Origin of the sequence: Nocardia sp. NPDC059236, assembly GCF_042754085.1 — a bacterium.
Classification (GTDB): Bacteria; Actinomycetota; Actinomycetes; order Mycobacteriales; family Mycobacteriaceae; genus Nocardia.
In genome coordinates, this window is sequence record NZ_JBHZAF010000007.1 from 89,954 (window position 1) to 105,281 (window position 15,328).

The window sequence follows — 15,328 nt, forward strand, 5'->3', positions numbered from 1 at the left end:
CGTGGGGGGGGGGGGCGGGGGGGTGGGCGGGGGGGGGGGGGGGGGGGGGGGGGGGGGGCGGGGGGGGGGGGGGGGGGGGGGGGTGGGGGGGGGGGGGGGGGGGGGGGGGGGGGGGGGGGGGGGCCCCCCCCCCCCCCCCCGACGGCTCCTGATTCAGGCGTGCTTGCTCAGGTAGTCCAGGTATATCGGGCGCAGCGCCTCGCCGACCCTGCCCTCGCCGGCGTGGAAGTAGTCGTCGAGCAGGGCGACGGTGTTCCAGATGTCGACCTCGCCCTCGCCCTGATTGCCGGCCGCGACCTCGGCGCCGGGAATCGCCTTGAGCAGTTGCCACAGGAACTTGATGTCGCCGCGCCGGGCTGCCAGCTTCACGGCACGGTCGTGCAATTCCTTGGTGGGCAGCGTTGCCAGATCCGCAGTTTCGGCCATGCCCTCGACTGTAATGGAGGACATGACACAGCAACCCAGGTACCGGGTCAAGCGCGTGTACGACGATCCCGATGCGGCCGACGGCCGCCGGGTGCTGGTGGACCGGCTCTGGCCGCGCGGCATCAGCAAACAGCAAGCGGCCATAGACGAATGGGCCAAGGACGTGACGCCGTCGAACGAGCTGCGGAGGTGGTATCACGCCGCGCCGGAGACACGCCGTGCCGAGTTCGAGCGCCGGTATCGAATCGAGCTCGCCGCGGACGCGGCGCAGGAGGGGCTGGCGCGCCTGCGGTCGGAGGCCGCATCCGCCCCGTTGACGCTGGTCACGGCCACCAAAGAGCCGGAGCACAGCCATGTTCCCGTGCTGCTGAGTGAATTGGGCGAAACACACAGAGCGGACTCGCGTTAACGCGATCTTCACCAATGCGCCCCGCAGTCCGGAAGCCGGATCGCGATTTCGGCGGTAGCGTCGGGAGTGCGAGCCGCGTAGGTGTGGCTCGTACGGGAGGTCCTGATCGTGACTGAGCAACTCAGTGCGAGGGGGCCGGCACCCGGCCCTCGGGTCGTACGACCCCAAGGCTGACCGGCCCAGCGAGAACGCTCGCGCGGTGTCGCGCGAGTGGCAAAGGAGCCCACCGTGACTGATGCACGCTCCGTCAACGCTCCCAGCAGGGACGCCGGCTCTGACCAGAGCCCGCTGACCACGACACGGGGAGTTCGCGCCTCGCAGTCGGCCGATTCCGGACCGGCGAAAACATTCGTAGTCGACACGTCGGTGTTGCTGTCCGACCCCTGGGCACTGACCCGCTTCGGCGAGCACCATGTGGTGCTGCCGCTGGTGGTGATCAGTGAGCTCGAGGCCAAACGCCATCACCACGAACTCGGCTGGTTCGCTCGCGAGGCACTGCGCATGCTGGACGACATGCGTCTGGCACACGGTCGGCTCGATCAGCGGGTGTCGGTCGGCACCCAGGGCGGGACACTCCAGGTGGAGTTGAACCACACCGACCCAACCGTATTGCCCGTCGGATTCCGCACGGACACCAACGATTCCCGCATCCTGGCCTGCGCGCTCAACCTGGCCGCCGAGGGACAGCGAGTCGTGCTGGTGTCCAAGGACATTCCGCTGCGCGTCAAGGCCGGCGCGGTCGGCCTGCGGGCCGACGAGTACCACGCGCAGGACGTCGTCACCTCCGGCTGGACCGGCATGGTGGAACTGGAGGTCGCCACCGGCACCGTCGACAAGCTCTACTCCGACAGCGTCATCGACCTCGACGAGGCTCGGGACATGCCCTGCCACACCGGAATTCGGATGCTCAGCCCGCGCGGCAGCGCGCTGGCGCGGGTGACGCCGGACAAGCGGGTGCAACTGGTGCGGGGTGATCGCGAGGCCTTCGGGCTGCACGGGCGCTCGGCCGAACAGCGCATCGCGCTGGATCTGCTGCTCGACGAGAGCGTCGGCATCGTCTCGCTCGGCGGGCGGGCCGGCACGGGCAAATCCGCGCTGGCGCTGACCGCCGGGCTCGAAGCGGTGCTGGAGCGCCGCTCGCATCGGAAGGTGGTGGTGTTCCGGCCGCTCTACGCGGTGGGCGGACAGGAGCTCGGCTATCTGCCGGGCTCCGAGAGCGAGAAGATGGGGCCGTGGGCGCAGGCCGTCTTCGACACCCTCGACGGGCTGGCCAGCCCGGAGGTGATGGAGGAGGTGCAGGCGCGCGGCATGCTGGAGGTGCTGCCGCTCACCCACATTCGCGGGCGCTCGCTGCACGACTCCTTCGTGATCGTGGACGAGGCGCAGTCGCTGGAACGCAATGTGCTGCTCACGGTGCTGAGCCGGTTGGGCAGCGGGTCGCGGGTGGTGCTCACCCACGACGTCGCACAGCGCGACAACCTGCGCGTGGGCCGGCACGACGGCGTGGCCGCCGTGATCGAAAAGCTCAAGGGGCACCCGTTGTTCGCGCACGTCACCCTGACCCGTAGTGAGCGGTCGCCGATCGCGGCGCTGGTCACCGAGATGCTGGAGGAGTTCGGGCCCAATTCCTGACGCCCGGTAGCTAGGACCTGCCCGGTCGGAGAGCGACGCGCCTCCGGCCGGGCAATTCTTTGGCAAGTGGTTGAACTCACATGTGGTGGGGTACGTTTCGCTGTAATTCCAGCTCGGATACCCCTTCGGTGATTGCTGTCCAATTCGCCGGATCGTAACCGAGTTGTCGGCCAAGATTCGCGGGAGGATGGAAAATGCACCACTTCGCACGACGCACGGCTGGCACCGTCGCGGTGCTTGCGGTCGTCACCGCGCTCGGCGCGGGCTGCAGCAAGGACGACAACAAGAACTCCGCGTCGTCCACGACCTCGACCACCTCCGCGGCCGCACCGGCCGGCGACGACACCCACGCCGCCGAAACCAAGATGGCCACCCGCGAGGGCGCCGGGATCGCCGTCGCCGGCGGCATTCTCGAGAAGTACAACCAGATGGGCGGCGCCACCGGTGCTCTCGGCATGCCCACCGGCCCCGCCGCGGACGCGCCCGACGGCGGCATGGTGCAGGAATTCGACGGCGGTGCAATCTACTCCAGCCCGGCCGACGGCACCCACGTGGTGTGGGGCGAGATCCGCAAGGCGTGGGACGACCAGGGCGGCGCCGGCGGCACGCTCGGCTACCCGACCAGCGACGAATACGACATCACCGGCGGCAAGCAGAGCGATTTCGGCGGCGGCTCCATCACCTGGGTCGACAACGAGACCACGGTCACCGAGAAGTAGCCCGGCCGGTCCGGGCCGCTCGGTGACGGCATCCCGGACCTGGCTGCGGCCATAGCGGATTCGAATACCGCGCGAAGGCCCCCATGTTTGCCCCGATGCCGCTAGGTTGTTCGCGTGCAGAACGTTTTGTCCGATCGGGAACTGCTGGAATCACTCGCGGCGGAGGTGGAGACCAACCTCGAGCGGCACATCGCCGCCGCCCCCGAGTGGCAGCCCCACGACTACGTGCCGTGGGACGACGGCCGCAATTTCCAGTTCCTCGGCGGAACCGATTGGGAACCGGCGCAATCCGACCTCAGCGAGGTCGCCAAGACCGCGCTCACGGTGAGCGTGCTGATCGCCGACAACCTGCCCGCCTACCACCGCGAGGTCGGCAAGTACCTGCGCAGCGGACCGTGGTGGCGCTGGGTCGGCCGCTGGACCGCGGAGGAGAACCGGCACGAGATCCTCATCCGCAACTACCTGATGGTCACCCGCGCCGTCGACCCGGTCGCGCTGGAGCGGATGCGCATGGCGCACATGACCACCGGCTTCCGCCGCCCCGCCATGCACCTGGCCGACGTGCTCGCCGCCTGGGCCCTGGAAGAGACCGCGGCCGCCGTCCGGCATCGCACCACCGCGCGCCGGACCGACAATGTCATGGTCGCGACCATCGCCGACCGGCTGGCCGCCGACGACGAACTGCAGGCCGTCTTCTTCGCCAACCTGGTCGGCGCGGCCCTCGACCTGGCCCCCGACCAGACCGTGCGCGCCATCGCCGACCGCATCGCCGACTTCCACGCCCCGGTGGTGCAACTCGCCGACGGCCGCACCAGCGACGAGGTCCTCGCCGAGGCCGGCATCTACGACCGTGCGAACGAAGCCGAACTGGTCTTCGCGCCCCTGCTCGAGCAGTGGAAGATCTTCAGCCGCACCGACTTCGGTGAGGAAGGCGAGAAGGCACGCGCCGAACTGGCCCACCTGCGCCCCTGAGCATGCCCCTGCCCCGCAGAACCTGATCCCGTGCCCTGTGCACGGTTCGATGCCGACGCCCGCCGCGAAAACGTGGCGGGCGTCGTGCTTTCCGCTGGAGGAGCCGGCTCAGCGGGAAAGGAGTGCGCGCACGACGCCGGTGACCGTGCCGCGCAGGAAGTTCTCCCAGCTGAAGTGGTCGTGCCACAGCGTGATGCGGCCGTCACGGAACTCGAAGGTGCCGCAGACCCAGAACGAGATCTCGACCGGGCCCATGCGCAGGTAGTCGGTGCGTTCGGTGAGCACCGTGCCGTCCTCGGTGGCGGCGATGTGGTGCATGTCGGCCCGGAAGCCGTAACGGGGACTGTTGAGCAGATTCAAGACCCAGCGCACGCGGTCCACGCCGCGGATGTCGGGGAGCGAGGTGTTCTTCCAGACGATGCCGGGATCGACCAGCTCCAGGGCTTCGCCGACGATCTTCATTTCCATTGCCGCGAAGAATTCGCGCACCGTGGTGACCGGATCCTGCTTCAGCTCGGGTAGCTCTGACATGAGCCGAGCGTAGGCCGAAACCGGGCAGTGGCACAGATATCCGCGGCAACTACCGCTGTGTCCGTTCGTGGCGGCCACGCCGGGTCTCGATGAGCACGGCCAGGCCGTCCAGGATGCGGTCGATGCCGAAGGCGAGGGCATTGTCGCGGCCGGTCTCGGCCGCGCTGCCGGACATGGTCTCGGCGAAGGCGGCCGCGGCGTGCGGAAAGCGCTGTGCCTGCGCCGACAACACCTCGCCGAGCTCCCGGGCCAGTTCGCCCTCCAGATCCTCACCCGCCGTCGCGGTCTGCTGGGCGATGCCGCGGGCGTGACCCAGCAGCAGCACGACGGTGTCGAAACACTCGGCCGCGGTCAGACCGGTGCCGTTCAGCGCGCCGACGGCCGAATCGAGCCAGGCCAGCTCATTCGGGCCCATCGGGCGGATGCCGGTGGACGCGTCGTTCGCCCAGGGGTGTGCGACGGCGCGGGTGAAGAAGGTCTCGGTCCACGGGCGTAGATAGGCGCGCCAGGGTTCCGGATCGGAATCCGAAGGGGCGGTGGTGTTTTCCGGTGGCACGCCGAGGACGGTGTCCATCATGAGCGCGATGAGCTCGGTCTTGCCGGGGAGGTAGCGGTACAGCGCCATCTTGGCGCAGCCGAGGCGTTCGGCCAACCGGGCCATGGACAGGTTGGCCAGTCCTTCGGCGTCGGCGAGATCGATGGCCTCGGCGACGATGCGCTCCAGCGTGAGGGACGGCTTGGGCCCGCGCCGAGGGCGGTCGGGGGAGCCCCAGAGCAGTTCGAGGGTGGTCGGTGCCGGCATGGTTGCCATCCTTCCGGATTCCAGGCTTGACGTGAAACTGCGTCCATCGTACGCTTTGGACATCAACAGCGTCCGAGGGACGCAGTTATCGAAGGAGTCACCGCCATGCGCAACACCACCGTCCTCATCTCCGGAGCCAGCGTCGCCGGTCCCGCCCTCGCCTACTGGCTGCACCGCTACGGCTTCCGGGTGACCGTGGTCGAGAAGGCGCCCGCGCTGCGCGCCGGCGGCCAGGCCATCGACTTCACCGGCGAGACCCACATGACCGTGCTCGAGCGCATGGGCGTGCTCGACGACATCGAGCGGCGGCAGACCGGCAAGACCGACTGGGTGCTGGTCGACGAGAACGGCGTCGAGCAGGCCGTGATGGCCGGGGAGTTCCTCGGCGGCGATATCGAGATCCTGCGCGGCGACCTCGCCCAGATCCTCTACAGCCGGACCGCGGGGGAGTGCGAATACCTCTTCGGCGACACCGTCACCGCGCTGCGGGAGACCGGCGACGGGGTATACGTCGAATTCGAGAACGCGCCCGCGCGGGTCTTCGATCTGGTCTTCGGGTGCGACGGCATCCATTCACGGGTGCGCAAGCTGGCCTTCGGCCCGGAGGCGGACTTCGTCACGCACGACGGCTACTACTACGCCATCGCGGGAGCCTCGGTCTGGGAGGACATGCCGGAAGGGAATCGGCCCCGCGCCAGGTCCCTCGGCTGCAATACCCCCGGCCGGCTCGCCATGACGGGCGGTAACAAGGCCGCGCAGATGTACCTGTTCGCCTCGCCCGAAATCGATTACTCGCGTGACGATTTCGATCAGCAGCGCCGTATCGTCGCCGAGCGCTTCGCCGGAATGGGCTGGGAGGTGCCGCGCATGCTGGCCGAACTTCCGCTCCTGGACGGTTTCTACCTGGACGCCATCGCCAGGGTGTCGATGAAGCACTTCACGTCGGGGCGGGTGGCGCTGGTCGGCGATTCCGCGCACGGCCACACGCTGAACGGATTCGGCACCGGTTCGGCGATTGTCGGGGCTTATGTGCTGGCCGGTGAATTGGCCGCGGCCGACGGCGATCACACCGTGGCATTCGCTCGCTACGAGGAAATCATGAAGCGTCTGCTGCGCAAGGCCGACGATGCCAGCCCCGGCCGATTCCTGGCGCCCCGCACCGCACGTGGTCTGCGCCTTCGTAATTGGTTCGTGCGTTCGCGCGGCTTCAAGATGATGGCGAAGTACGCCGAGAACGCCAAGAACGACATCGATCTGAAGAACTACCCGGACATGGTCGGGGCCGCTTGAATCCCTGGCGCGGGTGTGGCAGCCACCGCCGCCACACCCGCCGAGCCGGATGCCGAATGTGACGCCCTATTCGTTCTTTCCATCCACCTGCGCCATGGAGAGCACATCCAGCCGGCGATCCAGTTCCTCGACCGAGAGCTTGTCGCCGATCAGACCGCGATCGATGACCGTCTGCCGGATCGTCTTGTGCTCCTTCAACGCCTGCTTGGCGACCGCCGCCGCCTCCTCGTAACCGATGGCGGAATTCAACGGGGTCACGATCGACGGCGAGGATTCCGCCAGCCGCCGCAGCCGGTCCACATCGGCGACCAGGCCGCGGACACACTTGTCGGCGAACAGGCGGGAGACATTGGCCAGCAGGCGAATCGACTCCAGCACATTGCGGGCCATCATCGGAATGTAGACGTTCAATTCGAACGCGCCGTTGCCGCCGCCCCAGGCGATCGCGGCATCATTGCCGATGACCTGCGCGGCCACCTGCGTAACCGCCTCCGGCAGTACCGGATTCACCTTGCCCGGCATGATCGAGGAACCCGGCTGCAGGTCCGGCAGCTGCAGCTCGGCCAGTCCGGTGAGCGGGCCCGAACCCATCCAGCGAATATCGTTGGCGATCTTGGTCAGGCTGATCGCGACCGTGCGCAGCGCACCGGACAACTCCACCAGTCCGTCGCGGGCGGCCTGCGCCTCGAAGTGATCGCGGGCCTCCGACAGGTGATCCAGATCGGTCACCCGGGCCAGCTCCGCAACGACTTTCGCGCCGAAACCGGCCGGCGCGTTCAATCCGGTGCCGACGGCGGTGCCGCCGATGGCCAGCTCGCCCACCCGGGGCAGGGTGGCCAGCAGGCGCTCGATGCCCGCACTCACCTGCCGGGTGTAGCCGCCGAACTCCTGGCCCAGGGTGACCGGAACCGCGTCCATCAGATGGGTACGGCCGGACTTGACCACGTACTTCCACTCCTGGGACTTGTCCAGCAGCGCCAGCCGCAGATGATCCAGGGCCGGGACCAGATCCTTGACCACCGCCTCGGTGGCTGCGAGATGCGTTGCGGTGGGGAAGGTGTCATTGGACGACTGCGACATGTTCACGTCGTCGTTGGGGTGCACGGTGACGCCGTCACGGGCGGCGATGCTCGCGATCACCTCGTTGGCGTTCATGTTCGAGCTGGTGCCCGAACCGGTCTGGAAGACATCGATCGGGAACTGGTCGTCGTGGCGGCCGTCGGCGACTTCCTCCGCCGCCGCGATGATGGCGTCGGCCTTGGCCTTGTCCAGCAGGCCCAGATCGCGATTCACGGCCGCACAGGCCGCCTTCAACAGGCCGAGTGCGCGAATCTGCGCGCGCTCCAGGCCGCGTCCGCTGATCGGGAAGTTCTCCACCGCCCGCTGGGTCTGCGCCCGCCACAGCGCGTCGACGGGAACGCGGACCTCGCCCATGGTGTCGTGTTCGATGCGGTACTGCGTCTCCTCGCTCATGAACCGACCCTATGCCCGCCGCGCACCCCGTGGGAGTGCCACGCCTGAGGGAATCCGCACAGCGCCTGCGGGAATAGGACATCGCCGGCCCCCGGAGACAGCGCCGCCCCGGTGGACGGATCCACCGGGGCGGCAAGCTGTTTCGCTCGGATCAGGGGAGCGGCGGGGTGGCGTGCTCGTCGCCGACGAAGTCCACCGACGCGTACTCGCGCAGCTTGGTCAGCCGGTGGTAGGCGTCGACCATGCGGATGGTGCCGGACTTGGCGCGCATGACGATGGACTGGGTGTACGCGCCGCCGCCGTAGTAGCGGACGCCCTTGAGCAGGTCGCCGTCGGTGACGCCGGTGGCGCTGAAGAAGACGTCCTCACCGGAGACCAGATCCGTGGTGTTCAGGATGCGGTCCAGGTCGTGGCCGGCGTCGATGGCCTTCTGGCGCTCGGCGTCGTCCTTGGGGGCCAGCTTGCCCTGCAGCGCGCCGCCCAGGCAGCGCATGGCGGCCGCGGCGATGATGCCCTCGGGGGTGCCGCCGATGCCGATCAGCATGTCGACGCCGGACTCCGGACGGGCACAGGCGATGGCGCCGGCCACGTCACCGTCGGAGATGAGGCGGATGCGGGCGCCCGCGTCGCGCACGGCCTTCATGTGCTCGGCGTGGCGGGGGCGGTCCAGGATGCACACGGTCAGGTCGGAGACCGAGGAGTTCTTGGCCTTGGCGACCCGGCGTAGGTTCTCCGCGATCGGGGCCGATAGGTCGATCACGTCGGCGGCGTCGGGGCCGACGGCGATCTTCTCCATGTAGAACACGGCCGAGGGATCGAACATGGCGCCGCGCTCGGCGACCGCCAGTACCGAGATCGCGCCCGGGGAACCCTTCGACATCAGGGTGGTGCCGTCGATCGGGTCGACCGCGAAATCCAGTTCCGCGCCGGTGCCGTCGCCGACCAGCTCGCCGTTGTACAGCATGGGCGCTTCGTCCTTCTCGCCCTCACCGATCACGACGATGCCGCGCATGGAGACCGTCGCCACCAGCTGCCGCATGGCGTCCACGGCCGCGCCGTCGCCGCCCTCCTTGTCGCCACGGCCGACCCAGCGGCCCGCGGCCATGGCGCCGGCCTCGGTGACCCGGACCAACTCGAGCGCTAGGTTGCGGTCCGGTGCCTCGCGGCGGCTGGATGCGGTCATGACGAGAGCCTCCTTGGTTGTATAAAGCTGCGTAAATTGTCGCATTGCGGTTTGCGGCCCTCGGCACGTACTTACGTTTCCCGAGACCGTGAGCTCGGTCGCACCCGGGCCCCGTGGATACTGAGTGCGTGTCGTACCAAAAGCCGCGCAGTCAGAACGACTACAAGGACCTGATCTGGTCGCTCGCTCCGCTGGTGCTCATCTGCCTGGTCATCGCCGCGATCGCGAGCCAGTGCTCGTTCTCCACCGGCGGTCCGACCCAGGGCCGGATTCCGAACTTCGATGCGAAGGCCGCGCTCACCGACGACGCGCGCCACCTGTCCTTCCCGATCCGCCTGCCGGCCCTGCCGGATACGGATCCGGACAAATGGACTCCGAACTCGGGCAGCCACGACACCATCGCCGGGACGGGTGGCGGTGACACCAGCACCGTCGGATTCATCACCCCCCAGGGCACCTACATGCAGTTGACGCAGTCGAACGCGACCATCGACGCCATCGCCAAGAAGTACGCGCCCGCCAAGACCGCCACCGGCACCCAGCGGTACGGCGACCATATGTGGAACGTCTACGCCGAGGCTGGCTCCGAGCCCGCGTGGATCAGCGACTTCGGCGACGTCCGTGTCCTCATCAAGGGCGCCGGCAATCCCACCGCCTTCGATACCCTCGCCACCGCCATGGGCCAGGCGCAGCCGCTGCCGCGCAGCTGATTCCGTAAATCGCTACTGCGGCAGCCGGAGCGGGTCAGCCGGCGGGCCACCATCTGGCGGCGGGCCGGGGCGGAGTGGCAGATCGTTTTTCACCAGGGCACGGTCGTCGCCTAGCGGTCACTCCTGCGCGGTGCGGTGGGCGAGGGCGTCCTCGACGCGCTTGCGGGCGCCGGCGAGATGCTGTTCGCAGCGGGTGGCGAGGGCTTCGCCGCGTTCCCACAGGGCCAGCGAGTCGTCGAGATCCATGCCGCCCTGCTCGAGCATCTTGACGACATTGACCAGTTCGTCGCGGGCGCGCTCGTAGCCGAAGGTGGCGATTTCGGCGCGTTCGTCGTCGGTCATCAGGAGTCCTTCCGGGTCGGGCGGGGAACCAGGGATTGGGCGCCGAGGGCGGCGGCGGAGATCGCGCCGTCGGCCACCCGGATGCGGAGCTGCGTGCCGGGCGGGGAGTCCTCGATGGCGCGGACCACCTCGCGGTCCTTGCCGTTCACCCGCTGCACCACGGCGTAACCACGGGCCAGGGTGGCGGCCGGGCCCACCGCGGAGAGCTTTTCGCGCAGGTGCCGGGTGGTGGTGGACTCACCGTTCAACAGGTGGTCCACGGCCCGCTGGGCGCCGGCGCGCAGCCGCTCCACCTCGTCGTGGCGCTGATCGAGCAGCCGCAGCGGGTCGGCCAGCACCGGGCGGGAACGCAATTGGGTCAGGGCGCGGGTCTCGCGGTCCACCCAGCCGCGCAGGGCCGCGTTCGCGCGGGACCGAAGTTCCTGCAGCAGCGCGGTTTCGGCGGCGGCGTCGGGAACGATGCGCTTGGCGGCGTCGGTGGGGGTGGCGGCCCGCAGGTCGGCGGCATAGTCCGAGATCGGATTGTCCGGCTCGTGGCCGATGGCGCTCACGATCGGAGTGGTGGCGGAAACGATGGCGCGGCACAGGGTTTCATCGGAGAACGGCAGCAGATCCTCGACACTGCCGCCGCCGCGCGCCAGCACGATCACATCCACCTCGGGATTCGCGTCGAGCGCGGCGATGGCCTCCAGGATCTGCGGCACCGCGGTCGGGCCCTGCACGGCGGTATTGCGAATCTCGAAACGCACCGCCGGCCAGCGCTGCGTGGCCACCGTCACCACATCGTGCTCGGCGGCGCTGGCGCGGCCGGTGATCAGGCCGATCCGATTGGGCAGGAACGGGATCGGGCGCTTGAGCCGCGGATCGAACAGGCCCTCCGCCGACAGCAGCGCCTTCAAGCGTTCGATGCGGGCCAGCAGCTCGCCGATGCCCACCGGCCGAATCTCGGTGACCCGCAACGACACCGTGCCCCGCCCGGTGAAGAACGACAGCTTGCCGTACACGACGACCCGGCTGCCCTCCTGCAGCGGCACCGCCGAATTACGCAGCAGCTCCGGATCACAGGTCACCGACAGCGACATGTCCGCCGCCGTATCCCGCAGCACCAGAAAGGCCGTCCGCGTCCCCGGCCGCACATTCATCTGGGTGATCTGCCCCTCCACCCAGACCGCCCCCAGCCGGTCGATCCACTGCGCCACCTTCACCGCGACGGTCCGCACCGGCATCGGGTTCTCGGCGGACGAGCTCGGCGGCCGCGGCGTCGTATCGGTGCTCACCGCACGATTCTGTCAGTGCCCACCGACGCCCGGCGCACACCGCCCGCCGACACGGGATTCACGCACTGTCCGACCCGCGGATCCCGGTGCATACGACACCGGCCGCCCGGGTGGTAGCCCGAGCGGCCGGCACTGGTCGAGGACCGCCGATGTGACGCTGTCGGAGTTCCGGGGCCGGGCCCCGAACGTTGCATCGGGTCCGGGCGGAGCCCGCAGTCTCGAGTTGTTTCGGGGTCCGGGACGGAGCCCCGTGGTCTCGAGGAGTTTCAGGGGTGAAACCCCTGAGAGCTCCCGAGAGTTGGGTTCACTTCGCCTGAACGGTCGCGATGCGGTTGGTCAGCATGGTGACGAACGGGGCGCGGTCGAGGGTCTCCTGCTCGTAGGCGAGGAGAGCCGCGAGATCGTCGACGGTCAGCTGGCGCAGGCGGGCGCGCAGCTGGGCGATGGTCATGGCGGAGTAGTCGAAGCGGGCCGCCACTTCGGGCTCGGTGACGGGGCTGCTGTGGTGGCCGTTGGTGGCCGCCTTCGAAGCCGTTCCGGGCGCGGCGGTCTCGGTGACCTCCGGATCGGCTGCCTCCTGCGCGGCCGATTCGGCGGGCACCGGTTCGGGGTCGACCGCGACCGGTTCGGTCTCGACCGCGACCGGTTCAGGGGCCGCGACCGGCTCCACCACGGCCGGAGCGGGCTCCGCGATGGCCGGTTCCGGCTCGGTGAAGAGGTCGAAACGGCTCTGCCGTACCGATTCGGCGGCGAAGCTCGGAGTTTGCTCGTCTTCCTCGTCCTCATCGAAGGTGGCCCAGGCGGGCTGTTCTTCGGGCTGGTTGAGCAAACGGTCGAAAACGGCGTCGCCCTTGAGGGCGAGGCTGGTCACGAACTGCTGTAGGTGCATGGTGGTCTGCAGCACCTGGCTGATCGCGGTGATCGGGAAATTGATCGCGGTCGTCGGTAGCCGACGAGTTTCCTCGAGAGCATAGACGGCAGCCCCGGCGGCGACCCGGGCCAGGAACGGAGGTCGGAACATGCCCCTAGCCTGCCCGAAACGCCGTGTGATGCAAAGGTGAAAAGCCGCGAAAGGTGATTGTGACCCTGACCTCCGCGCGAATGCGCGCCGGAGCGCACACGTATTCTGTGGGGCATGTCCTCGGCTATCCCTTTGAACGTCGGAATCGTCGGGTCCGCGGCGGGTGATGCCGACGCGCCACAGGGCCCACAAGAGAAGCGAGTACTGCTCGCCGAACCGCGCGGCTACTGCGCCGGTGTGGACCGAGCGGTCGAAACGGTGGAGAAGGCGCTCGAAAAGCACGGCGCGCCCATCTATGTCCGCAAGGAAATCGTGCACAACCGGCACGTGGTGGAAACGCTGCGCGAGCGCGGTGTGATCTTCGTCGACCAGACCGAGGAGGTGCCGGAGGGCGCGCTCGTGGTGTTCTCCGCGCACGGCGTCTCCCCGGCCGTCCACGAGTCCGCCGCCCGCCGCAACCTGCACACCATCGACGCGACCTGCCCGCTGGTCACCAAGGTGCACCAGGAGGCCAAGCGCTTCGCCCGCGACGACTTCGACATCCTGCTCATCGGCCACGAGGGCCACGAGGAGGTCGAGGGCACCGCCGGTGAGGCGCCCGACCACGTGCAGCTGGTGGACGGCCCCGACGCCGTCGACTCGGTCACCGTGCGCGACGAGAACAAGGTGATCTGGCTCTCCCAGACCACGCTGTCGGTGGACGAGACCATGGAGACGGTCAACCGCCTGCGCCAGAAGTTCCCCAAGCTGCAGGATCCGCCGAGCGACGACATCTGCTACGCCACCTCCAACCGCCAGACTGCAGTGAAGGCCATGGCTCCCGAATGCGATCTGGTGATCGTGGTCGGCTCCCGGAACTCGTCCAACTCGGTCCGGCTGGTGGAGGTCGCGCTGAGTGCCGGCGCCCGCGCCGCGCACCTGGTGGACTATGCCCGCGAGGTGGATGCCACCTGGTTGGAGGGTATTCGCACGGTCGGCGTCACCTCCGGCGCCTCGGTTCCGGAGATTCTCGTGGAGGGTGTGCTGGAATTGCTGGCCGAGCACGGTTTCGGTGCGGTGGTTCCGGTCACGACCGCCAATGAGACGCTGGTCTTCTCGCTGCCACGCGAACTTCGCACCGCACGCGCGTAACTCGTTCCGAAACGCATTCGCGCCCTCCACATTCGTTGTGGAGGGCGCGAATTTGCTATCCGGATGATCTTATTTCGTGCCCGATTTCCTGATTGCCGGAAATACACGGTGCGAGTCGCTCGAATGTCGCCGGGGATTCAGCGTTCGATGCGACCCGAATCACGTTCGCGGTAGCGCACATTCGGACGCGGATGCGGCGGCAGTTCACCCGGCTGCGCGCGACGGCGGCGGCCACCCTCGGCGGCGGGGGCCGGATTGCGCTCGGGGGCGGCGTGGCGTTCGGCGCCGCGACCCACCGCCTGCTCGGGGCTCTGTGCGCGACGGCGGCGGCCCTCGCCCTGGGCGGCCTCCGGCGCCGGCGGGGTGGCGCGACGCTCACCGTTGCGGGGGCGATCGGCCGGGGCGGCGCGGCGCTCACCGGTGCGGGGCTGGTCGGCAGGGGCCGCGTGGCGCTCGCCGGTGCGGGACGGCTGCTCGGCATACTGGGCCCGACGGCGGCCCTCGGCGGTAGCGGCGCCGGACTGGTTCGGGCCCGCGGCGCGGCGGCGGCCCTCGGTGGCAGCCGGGGTGCGTTCGGCGGCGGCCTGATCCGGATCCTGGGCGCGACGGCGGCGGCCCTCGCCGGCGGGTCGTCCGGTGTTGCTTACCCGCGGCGGCCCGGCCGCGACCCGGGCGTCCGCGCGGCGTGACGAACGGGCGGTCTCGGTGTCGGGGGTGTCGCCTTCCTCAGCGGTGTCCGCGCCGGGCCGGAAGCGGCGTCTGGCGGGTTCCTTGGAGGCGGTGGAACGGGTGCGCTGGGCGCGGGCGCTGCCGGGGCGGGTGGCACGAGCCCGGGTCCTGCGCGGTTCGCCGGTCGCGCCGGCCTTGGTCTCGCGGTGGTGCAGCACGATGCGGACCGCGCCGACGATCAGCACGATCACGGTGGCCAGCGCCATGGTGGGGAACCGATTCACCAGCGGGATGGCCAGATTCAGCAGGATGTCCTTCAGCTTGAGACTGCCGGAGGACCCGAATAGGAACTGATAGGCCAGTGGCACCGCGATGAACAGCAGCAGCGGCGGCAGCACGAGCGTCGTGAACAGTCCGCGGTAGCGGACCGCGAGCACGGCCACCACACAGCCGGCGATGTACAGCAAGGTGAAGGAACCGGTGAGTTCGTCGCCCTGCGGTCGGCTACCCGCGCTCTGCGCGTCGATCAGCAGACCGATGAACGTGCACGTCACAGCGATCAGCACCGCGGCTCCGGCCGGGACGCCGGGAACCGACGGCAGGATCGAACGGTGCGACGGGGGCACCTCGGTTCGCTCGCGTTGGGTAACTGCCACGTCAAGCACACTAAGGCATATCGGTGTTTCGCGAGGCAGGCGACATCACGCGGGTATGCGGAATTGCATGAACCCGGTGATAGCT

The 15,328-nt window shown here is 69.0% G+C and carries 16 protein-coding genes; 7 read left to right on the top strand and 9 right to left on the bottom strand.

Translation table 11 applies throughout. From position 1 onward, the window contains the following. Positions 1 to 153: 153 nt before the first annotated feature. Entirely contained in the window at positions 154 to 426 is a 273-nt protein-coding gene (locus ACFXIV_RS19720) for a hypothetical protein (RefSeq protein ID WP_379393796.1), read from the bottom strand. 22 nt (positions 427 to 448) lie between these two features. Between ACFXIV_RS19720 and ACFXIV_RS19725 the strand changes: the two genes are divergently transcribed. From ACFXIV_RS19725 to ACFXIV_RS19740, 4 genes are all read left to right on the top strand, one after another. Continuing rightward, positions 449 to 835: a DUF488 domain-containing protein gene (locus ACFXIV_RS19725; RefSeq protein ID WP_379393798.1), complete on the top strand. Its 387-nt coding sequence runs from the start codon at positions 449 to 451 to the stop codon at positions 833 to 835. Between the two features lie 288 nt (positions 836 to 1,123). Further along, positions 1,124 to 2,467 carry a PhoH family protein gene (locus ACFXIV_RS19730; RefSeq protein ID WP_354834070.1) on the top strand — a complete coding sequence of 448 codons (1,344 nt, stop codon included), beginning with the start codon at positions 1,124 to 1,126 and terminating at the stop codon, positions 2,465 to 2,467. 194 nt (positions 2,468 to 2,661) lie between these two features. Next, the gene (locus ACFXIV_RS19735; protein WP_379393800.1) at positions 2,662 to 3,186 is read left to right on the top strand and encodes an LGFP repeat-containing protein; all 525 of its coding nucleotides are present in this window, start codon (positions 2,662 to 2,664) and stop codon (positions 3,184 to 3,186) included. A gap of 114 nt (positions 3,187 to 3,300) precedes the next feature. Beyond that, a complete protein-coding gene (locus ACFXIV_RS19740; RefSeq protein WP_379393801.1) occupies positions 3,301 to 4,158 on the top strand; it encodes an acyl-ACP desaturase in 858 nt (285 codons plus the stop codon). A 108-nt stretch (positions 4,159 to 4,266) separates the two neighbouring features. On the opposite strand, the gene ACFXIV_RS19745 is transcribed toward ACFXIV_RS19740, so the two are convergent. After that, entirely contained in the window at positions 4,267 to 4,689 is a 423-nt protein-coding gene (locus ACFXIV_RS19745) for a limonene-1,2-epoxide hydrolase family protein (protein ID WP_379393803.1), read from the bottom strand. A gap of 49 nt (positions 4,690 to 4,738) precedes the next feature. Beyond that, a complete protein-coding gene (locus tag ACFXIV_RS19750) occupies positions 4,739 to 5,491 on the bottom strand; it encodes a TetR/AcrR family transcriptional regulator (RefSeq protein WP_379393805.1) in 753 nt (250 codons plus the stop codon). Positions 5,492 to 5,596: 105 nt separating this feature from the next. On the opposite strand from ACFXIV_RS19750, the gene ACFXIV_RS19755 reads away from it, so the two are divergent. Next, a complete protein-coding gene (locus ACFXIV_RS19755; protein ID WP_379393807.1) occupies positions 5,597 to 6,781 on the top strand; it encodes an FAD-dependent monooxygenase in 1,185 nt (394 codons plus the stop codon). Between the two features lie 66 nt (positions 6,782 to 6,847). Here the strand turns inward: ACFXIV_RS19755 and ACFXIV_RS19760 are convergent, their stop codons facing one another. Then, on the bottom strand, positions 6,848 to 8,254 hold the full coding sequence (locus ACFXIV_RS19760; RefSeq protein WP_379380029.1) for a class II fumarate hydratase: 1,407 nt from the start codon (positions 8,252 to 8,254) through the stop codon (positions 6,848 to 6,850). Positions 8,255 to 8,405: 151 nt separating this feature from the next. Beyond that, positions 8,406 to 9,437: a class II fructose-bisphosphatase gene (gene glpX, locus ACFXIV_RS19765; protein ID WP_356995734.1), complete on the bottom strand. Its 1,032-nt coding sequence runs from the start codon at positions 9,435 to 9,437 to the stop codon at positions 8,406 to 8,408. 128 nt (positions 9,438 to 9,565) lie between these two features. Between glpX and ACFXIV_RS19770 the strand changes: the two genes are divergently transcribed. Further along, complete coding sequence (locus tag ACFXIV_RS19770; RefSeq protein ID WP_379393809.1) at positions 9,566 to 10,147, top strand: DUF4245 domain-containing protein; 582 nt, start codon at positions 9,566 to 9,568, stop codon at positions 10,145 to 10,147. Between the two features lie 117 nt (positions 10,148 to 10,264). Here the strand turns inward: ACFXIV_RS19770 and ACFXIV_RS19775 are convergent, their stop codons facing one another. The 3 genes from ACFXIV_RS19775 to ACFXIV_RS19785 all read right to left on the bottom strand — a co-directional run bounded on the left by ACFXIV_RS19775 (position 10,265) and on the right by ACFXIV_RS19785 (position 12,787). Next, positions 10,265 to 10,489: an exodeoxyribonuclease VII small subunit gene (locus tag ACFXIV_RS19775; protein ID WP_354833459.1), complete on the bottom strand. Its 225-nt coding sequence runs from the start codon at positions 10,487 to 10,489 to the stop codon at positions 10,265 to 10,267. After that, on the bottom strand, positions 10,489 to 11,715 hold the full coding sequence (gene xseA, locus ACFXIV_RS19780; protein ID WP_379394335.1) for an exodeoxyribonuclease VII large subunit: 1,227 nt from the start codon (positions 11,713 to 11,715) through the stop codon (positions 10,489 to 10,491). Before xseA ends, ACFXIV_RS19775 begins: the two co-directional genes overlap by 1 nt. A gap of 355 nt (positions 11,716 to 12,070) precedes the next feature. Continuing rightward, positions 12,071 to 12,787 (bottom strand): lipid droplet-associated protein, encoded by a 717-nt coding sequence (locus ACFXIV_RS19785; RefSeq protein WP_379393811.1) that lies wholly within the window; start codon positions 12,785 to 12,787, stop codon positions 12,071 to 12,073. Between the two features lie 114 nt (positions 12,788 to 12,901). Between ACFXIV_RS19785 and ACFXIV_RS19790 the strand changes: the two genes are divergently transcribed. Beyond that, complete coding sequence (locus ACFXIV_RS19790) at positions 12,902 to 13,918, top strand: 4-hydroxy-3-methylbut-2-enyl diphosphate reductase (RefSeq protein ID WP_379393813.1); 1,017 nt, start codon at positions 12,902 to 12,904, stop codon at positions 13,916 to 13,918. 137 nt (positions 13,919 to 14,055) lie between these two features. Here the strand turns inward: ACFXIV_RS19790 and ACFXIV_RS19795 are convergent, their stop codons facing one another. Further along, complete coding sequence (locus tag ACFXIV_RS19795) at positions 14,056 to 15,243, bottom strand: DUF6542 domain-containing protein (RefSeq protein ID WP_379393815.1); 1,188 nt, start codon at positions 15,241 to 15,243, stop codon at positions 14,056 to 14,058. Positions 15,244 to 15,328 lie beyond the last annotated feature (85 nt).